At 70.6% G+C, this 6,745-nt stretch carries 6 protein-coding genes and 1 pseudogene; 5 read left to right on the forward strand and 2 right to left on the reverse strand.

The window, feature by feature from the left end:
- A partial coding sequence (locus Q0V34_RS20520) for a methyl-accepting chemotaxis protein (protein WP_297516196.1) occupies positions 1-321 on the reverse strand: 321 nt, incomplete at its 3' end.
- Positions 322-723: 402 nt separating this feature from the next.
- Positions 724-1,698, reverse strand: a pseudogene (locus Q0V34_RS20820) (HAMP domain-containing protein); the annotation flags it as partial.
- Between the two features lie 316 nt (positions 1,699-2,014).
- On the opposite strand from Q0V34_RS20820, the gene greA reads away from it, so the two are divergent.
- The 5 genes from greA to Q0V34_RS20550 all read left to right on the forward strand — a co-directional run bounded on the left by greA (position 2,015) and on the right by Q0V34_RS20550 (position 6,461).
- On the forward strand, positions 2,015-2,488 hold the full coding sequence (gene greA, locus Q0V34_RS20530; protein ID WP_297516182.1) for a transcription elongation factor GreA: 474 nt from the start codon (positions 2,015-2,017) through the stop codon (positions 2,486-2,488).
- 96 nt (positions 2,489-2,584) lie between these two features.
- On the forward strand, positions 2,585-3,742 hold the full coding sequence (locus Q0V34_RS20535; protein ID WP_297516185.1) for a mitochondrial fission ELM1 family protein: 1,158 nt from the start codon (positions 2,585-2,587) through the stop codon (positions 3,740-3,742).
- A 119-nt stretch (positions 3,743-3,861) separates the two neighbouring features.
- Positions 3,862-4,578 carry an NTP transferase domain-containing protein gene (locus Q0V34_RS20540; RefSeq protein WP_297516188.1) on the forward strand — a complete coding sequence of 239 codons (717 nt, stop codon included), beginning with the start codon at positions 3,862-3,864 and terminating at the stop codon, positions 4,576-4,578.
- Positions 4,575-5,552: a UDP-2,4-diacetamido-2,4,6-trideoxy-beta-L-altropyranose hydrolase gene (pseG, locus tag Q0V34_RS20545; protein WP_297516190.1), complete on the forward strand. Its 978-nt coding sequence runs from the start codon at positions 4,575-4,577 to the stop codon at positions 5,550-5,552. Before Q0V34_RS20540 ends, pseG begins: the two co-directional genes overlap by 4 nt.
- A gap of 51 nt (positions 5,553-5,603) precedes the next feature.
- On the forward strand, positions 5,604-6,461 hold the full coding sequence (locus tag Q0V34_RS20550; RefSeq protein WP_297516193.1) for an SDR family NAD(P)-dependent oxidoreductase: 858 nt from the start codon (positions 5,604-5,606) through the stop codon (positions 6,459-6,461).
- Positions 6,462-6,745: the final 284 nt, after the last annotated feature.

Genomic DNA, 6,745 nt, shown 5'->3' on the forward strand with positions numbered 1-6,745 from the left:
CTTGATCTCCTTGGCCGCGTCGGCCGAGCGCTGGGCCAGGGCCCGGACCTCCTGGGCCACGACCGCGAAGCCCTTGCCGCTCTCGCCGGCGCGGGCCGCCTCGACCCCGGCGTTCAGGGCCAAGAGGTTGGTCTGGAAGGCGATCTCGTCGATCACCCCGATGATCTGGCCGATCTTGTCCGACGACTCCTGGATGGCGCTCATCGCCGCGACGGCGCGCGCGACGACCTGGCCCGAGGTCTCGGCCTGGGCCTTGGCCTGGCTGACCACGGCCGCGGCCTCGCGTGCGCCCTCGTTGGCCCGGGCGACGGTCGAGGAAATCTGGTCCAGCGACGCGGCGGTCTCCTCCAGGCTGGCGGCCTGCTGCTCGGTGCGCCGCGACAGGTCGTCGGCGGCCGAGGCGATCTCCTCGGAGCTGGCGCGCATGGCCTGAACCCCGCTCGAGATCGCCGACAGGGTCTGCGACAGGCGCGCCAGGGCGGCGTTGAAGTCGGTGCGCAGCGCCTCGTAGGCGGGCGGGAACGGCTGGGGCAGGCTGGCGGTCAGGTCGCCCTCGGCCAGGCGCCCGAGCGCGGCCGCCAATTCGCGCACGACCGCCTGACGCTCGGCGTCGGAGCGCGCGCGCGCCTGCTCGTTGGCCTCGCGCTCGGCCTCGCTCGCCGCCCGCGCCGCGTCCTGTTCGAGGCGCGATTGGCGACGCTCGAGGGCGGCGTTGCGGAACACGACGATCGTGCGGGCCATGGCGCCCAGCTCGTCCTGGCGGTTCCGGAACGGCGGCTCGCGCTCGTAATCGCCCTCGGCCAGTCGGCCCATATAGTCGCCGATGATCCCCAGCGGGCGCAGCAGGCGCGTGCGGGTCAGAACGATCGCGGCGCCGCCCAGCACGCAGGCCAGGGCCGCGAAGACCAGGGCCACGGCGATGGCGAGCTTCTGCTGGCCGAGGATCTCCTTCTCGTGCGCCCGATCCTGGACGCCCTGACGGCTTTCCAGCCGAGCGATCGCCGCCCGCGCGGCCTCCATCTTGCCGGCCAGGGTCTCGCTGGTCGCGTCGAACTCGCCCATCAGCGTGTTGCCGGCCTCGGCGCCGCCGTCGACATAGCGGTGCGCCATCTTCTGGCCGGTCTGGTAGTAGGCGGGGAAGGCCGCGTCCGCCTCGGCCAGGGCCTGTTTCAGCTCCGTCGCGCCCAGGGCGTCGGCCAGGACGCTGGCCCGCGCCACGTCGGCCTTGAAGGCCTCGGCGTTCTTGGCCGCTTCGGCCCAGCCGTCGTCGAGCCCGTTCTGGCCCCGGGTGGCCGAAACGTCCGTCAGGAACTGCTGCACCTGCACCACGTCGAGCTGGATCTGCTTGGCCAGCACCGACAGCTCCAGCGTCTGGCTCTGGACGCGATCATCGCGCGCGGCCTCCGCGGCCCGCGCGCGACGCTGGACCTCCATGGTCGCGCTGGCGCCCAGGGCGGCGATGACGCAGAAGGCGCTCAACCCCACGATCAGCAGAGTAATAAAGCGCTCCAGCTTCCGAGAAGAAAACGTTTGCACCTTGGCATTGCTGACAGACACGGAGCGCAACCCTCGAACAGAAAGATTTCCTTTTGTCGGGTCGCGTATCGATGATTTATGATTAAGGACCGCATAATGACCGGGCGACGGAAACTCAAACCTGGTATCCGACCTTTCGACCTTGATCGGCGCCTTGAACATTTGTGACTTAGAGTTGTCGTTTCAGGGTTTGAACTGGCCGATATCCCCGACGCGCTGCCGCTGGAGTTGAACCCGTCGCCGGACGCGGGGGCCGCGACCAAGCGCCACGGTTTCGCGATATTAACCGTCCGCGAGGACCGGACCGACCAGCGATCTCCTTTCCGGCCCGATCCGCCCGGCGCGGCGGGACAGGGCGCGGCTCACCCGGCCCGCCCCCTTGCGTATCGGAACCTGGACCCCTATCCTCCCAGCCCCCGGTTGCGCGCGCCCGTGACCGGAAGATCTTCCTTCCAAGGCGTCCGAGCTAAAATCCGCAATGGAAAAAGTGCCGATGACCGTCGGGGGTTATCAAACCCTCGACGAAGAACTGAAGCGTTTGAAGACCGTGGAACGGCCATCCGTGATCGCCGCGATCGCGGAGGCGCGCTCGCACGGCGACCTTTCGGAAAACGCCGAATACCATGCCGCCAAGGAACGCCAGGGCTGGATCGAGGGCCAGATCGCCGAGATCGAGGACAAGATCGCCCGCGCCCAGGTCATCGACGTTTCCAAGCTCTCGGGCAAGCAGATCAAGTTCGGCGCCACCGTCTCGGTCATCGACGAGGACACCGAGGAAGAGGCGCGCTACCAGATCGTCGGCGACCACGAGGCCGACGTGAAGTCGGGCCGCATCTCGCTGTCGTCGCCGCTGTCGCGCGCGATGATCGGCAAGGAGGTCGGCGAGGTGGTCGAGGTCAACACGCCCGGCGGCGTCAAGGCCTACGAAATCACCAAGGTGGAGTGGCTGTAAGGCGCGCCCGCGCCACAGCTACGCCATAACTCGGGTCCAATGGAACAAGGCCGCGCCCGCGGCCTTGTTTCGTTTGCGTTGTTCGGGGACGACGACTTGGCCGAAGCTCCCACAGATGCGCCCGCTCCGGCTCCGCTGAAGGTCTGGGCCGTGTCCGACGGCCGGGCCGGCATCGAGGCCCAGGTGGTCGGCCTGTCCGAGGCGATCGCCCGCCTGGTTCCGTGCGAGGTCACCGTCAAGCGCGTCGGCTGGAAGGGCGACACCGGCCGCCTGCCCTGGTGGCTGAACCTGGCGCCCCGCCGCTGGCTGACGCCCGAGAGCGATCTGCCCGCCGGGCGGAACAAGGCCGACTGGCCGGACCTCTGGATCGCCGCCGGCCGCGCCACCCTGCCCCTGTCGATCCGCGCCCGTCGCTGGTCCGGCGGCAAGACCTTCGTCGTCCAGATCCAGGATCCGCGCGTCCCCGCGACCATGTTCGACCTGGTGGTGCCGCCCAAGCACGACCGGATGTCGGGCGACAACATCTTCGCCATCACCGGCTCGCCGCACCGGGTGACGCCCCAGCGGCTGGCGGCCGAGTACGAGGCCTTCAAGGACCTCATCGACGCCCTGCCCCGCCCGCGCGTGGCGGTGCTGGTCGGCGGCAAGTCCAAGGCCTTCGACCTCTCCAGCGAGCGCGCCGCCCAGATCGCCCATTCGATCCAGATCCCGCTGGAGCAGGACGGCGGCAGCCTCTTGATGACCTTCTCGCGCCGCACGCCCGACCCGGCCCGCGCCCTGATGACCGCCCGCCTGCGGCATCTGCCCGGCATGATCTGGCCGAATGGCGCCGGAAGCGGCGAGGGTCCGAACCCCTATTTCGCCTTCCTGGCGGCGGCCGACTACATCCTCGTCACCGAGGACTCGACCAACATGGCCACCGAGGCGGCGTCGACCGGCAAGCCGGTTTTCGTGCTGAAGATGGACGGCGCCAGCCTGAAGTTCCGCCTGTTCCACGAGGAACTGGAGCGCCTGGGCGCGGCGCGGCCCTATGGCGGCGCGTTCCACGGCTGGACCTACGAGCCGGTCAACGAGACCGACCGCGCCGCCCGCGAGGTGCTGGCGCGGATCGGGGTGGAGGTTCCAGAGCCCGTGATCGAGGGCGCCAAGGCGCCGAAGCCGCCGCGAAAGCCTCGAACGAAGACGGCGGCGGATCCGGCTTCGAAGCCCGCCGCCAAGCCGAGAACCTCACGCGCGGCAAAGGCGAAAGCCTGATTTTTCCGCTTGCGCGCGCGAGCGCGTTCTCTCAACGGTCTTCACGGGGTTAAGCGGCGATCCCTTCCGCCGCCCGGCCTGGGCTTGTCGCCGACGCCGAACCAGCGCGATATCCGCCTATGATCCTCGCCATTCTGCAAGCCCGGATGAGCTCCACCCGCCTGCCGGGCAAGGTGCTGATGCCGCTGGTCCGCCAGCCGATGATCGTCCGGCAGATCGAGCGGGTGGCGCGGGCCCGGCGCATCGACAAGATCGTGGTGGCCACCTCCGACCGGCCCGAGGACGACGCCATCGAGGCCGCCGTCCGCCGCGAGGGGATCGCGGTGTTCCGGGGCTCGCTCGACAACGTCCAGCAGCGGTTCATCGGCGCCCTGGACGCCCATCCGGCCGACCACGTCGTGCGCCTGACCGCCGACTGCCCGCTGGCCGATCCGAGCCTGATCGACGCCACGATCGACCTCTGCCTGGCCGAGGGCGCCGACTACGCCAACAACACGCCCAAGGGCCGCGCCCACCCCAAGGGCACGGACATCGAGGTGATGACCGCCGCCGCCCTGCGCCGCGCGGCCGCCGAGGCGACCACGAAGGAAGCCTTCGAGCACGTCACCTGGGACCTGTGGAACCAGCCCGACCGCTGGAAGGTCGCCTGGCTGGCCTGCGAGCCCGACCAGGGCGCGGTGCGCTGGACCGTCGACCGGCCCGACGACTACGCCTTCGTCGCGGCGGTCTATGACGCGCTCTATCCGAAGGACCGGGCCTTCACCTCCGACGATGTCCGCGCCTTCGTGAAAAGCCGCCCCGACCTCGCCGACTACGGCGGCGACCGGCGGGTATGACCAGGGTCCTGTTCGTCTGCGCGGCGGGCCCCCGCGTCGGCGGCGGCCATGTGATGCGCTCGCTGACCCTGGCCCGGGCGCTGGCGACGCGCGGCGCGACCTGCGCGTTTCGCGCCTCGCCGGAGGTCGAACAGGTGCTGGCGGCCTTCGGCCCGGACATGCCCGTCACCGATCGCGAGGATGACGCCGACGCCCTGGTCTTCGACAGCTACGCCCTGACGGCGGACGACCACCGCGCCGTCGCCCGAGGCCGTCCGACGCTGGTCATCGACGACCTGGCCGACCGGCCGCTGGCCGCCGACCTCGTCCTGGACTCCGGCCCGGCGCGCGCGGCCGCCGACTATGCCGACCTGGTCCCCGAGGGCGCGACCCTGCTTCTGGGCCCTCGCTACGCACCGGTGCGGCCGGCCTTCGCCGAGTTGCGCGCGGCCGCCCTGGCCCGCCGGGCCGAGCGCGGTCCGGTCCGGCGGATCCTGGTCTCGCTGGGGCTGACCGACGTGGGCGGCGTCACCGGACGGGTCCTCGACCTGCTGCGCCCGATCGCCGGCGAGGCGCGGCTGGACGTGGTGGTCGGCGGCGGCGCGCCCAGCCTGCCGGCGCTCTGGGATCTGGCCGCGAAGGACCGGCGCGTCGTGTTGCACGTCGACACCCAGCACATGCCGGAGCTCGTTCTGGACGCGGACCTGGCGATCGGCGCCGGCGGCTCCACCACCTGGGAGCGCTGCGTGCTGGCCCTGCCCGCCCTGACCCTGATCCTGGCCGACAACCAGGTCGCCGCCGCCCGCGCGCTGGAGGCCGCCGGGGTCACGCCCTGCCTGGACGTCGCGGCTCAGAACTTCGAGACCCGGTTCGTCGCCACCGCCGAGGGGCTGCTGACCGACGCGGAGGCCCGCGCGGCGCTGTCGACCGCCAGCGCGAAAGTCTGCGACGGCCTGGGCGCCGAACGCGTCGCCGACGTCTTCCTCGGCCTCTAGCGAACACCGTTCAGATCGCTCATCCTCGCCGCTTCTCAAGGAGGGGCGAACATGGCGCGGGCGAAATCGGTGGTGATCACCGGCGTGTCCACCGGCATCGGCTGGGGCGCGGTCAAGGTGCTGGTCGGCAAAGGCTTTCACGTCTTCGGCAGCGTGCGCAAACAGGCCGACGCCGACCGGCTGAAGGCCGAGTTCGGCGACGCGTTCACGCCGCTGATCTTCGACGTCACCGACGCCCCCGCCGTCGCGGCCGCCGCCAAGCAGGTCGAGGCGGCGCTGAGCGGGGCGACCTTGGCGGGCCTCGTCAACAACGCCGGCATCGCCGTCGCCGGACCCCTGCTCTACCTGCCGCTGGACGAATGGAAGACGCAGCTGGACGTCAACCTGACCGGGGTGGTCATCGCCACCCAGGCCTTCGCGCCGCTGCTCGGCGCCGGCGGCCCGCGCGTTCCGAACCCCGGCCGGATCGTCAACATCTCGTCGGTCGGCGGCCGCAACGCCAATCCGTTCATGGGCCCCTATTGCACGACCAAGTTCGGGCTGGAGGGCCTGTCGGAGTCGCTGCGCCGCGAACTGCTGCCGTTCGGCGTCGACGTGGTGGTGGTCGCGCCGGGCGCGGTGGCCACGCCCATCTGGGACAAGGCCGACGAGACCGATACCGCCCGCTATGCCAACACCGCCTACGCCCCCGCCCTGGAGCGCCTGCGCCAGTACATGCTGTCGGTGGGCAAGTCCGGCCTGCCGCCGGAGCGCATCGGCGAGGCCATCGCCACCGCCCTGACCGCGCCCAAACCCAAGACCCGCTACGTCGTCTCGCCCTCGCCGCTGCAGGTGCTGATGACCGAAGTGCTGCCGAAGCGGAACCTGGACCGGGTGATCGGCAAGCGGCTGGGGCTGCTGCCGGAGTGAGCGGCGGGAACGCGGACTTTCCGAATGACCGGGAAGGGTGGGGAGCGGGCACAAGGAAGCCCTCTCTCATAGAGAGAGGGAGGGGCCCGCGCCGCAGGCGTGGGAGGGTGAGTGGGTAGGCGAAGCCCGAGGACGCTTCTGGCGCTGCTTGGATCCATGTGCCGGCACGCCGGCTGACGGCGTAACCACTCACCCTCCCAAGCTTCGCTTGGGCCCCTCCCTCTCTCAAAGAGAGAGCAACCATGTTGTTCATGCGATCTGAGGGAGCCAGGGCTGGCTTCTAG

It is taken from the genome of uncultured Caulobacter sp. (assembly GCF_947036865.1).
Classification (GTDB): domain Bacteria; phylum Pseudomonadota; class Alphaproteobacteria; order Caulobacterales; family Caulobacteraceae; genus Caulobacter.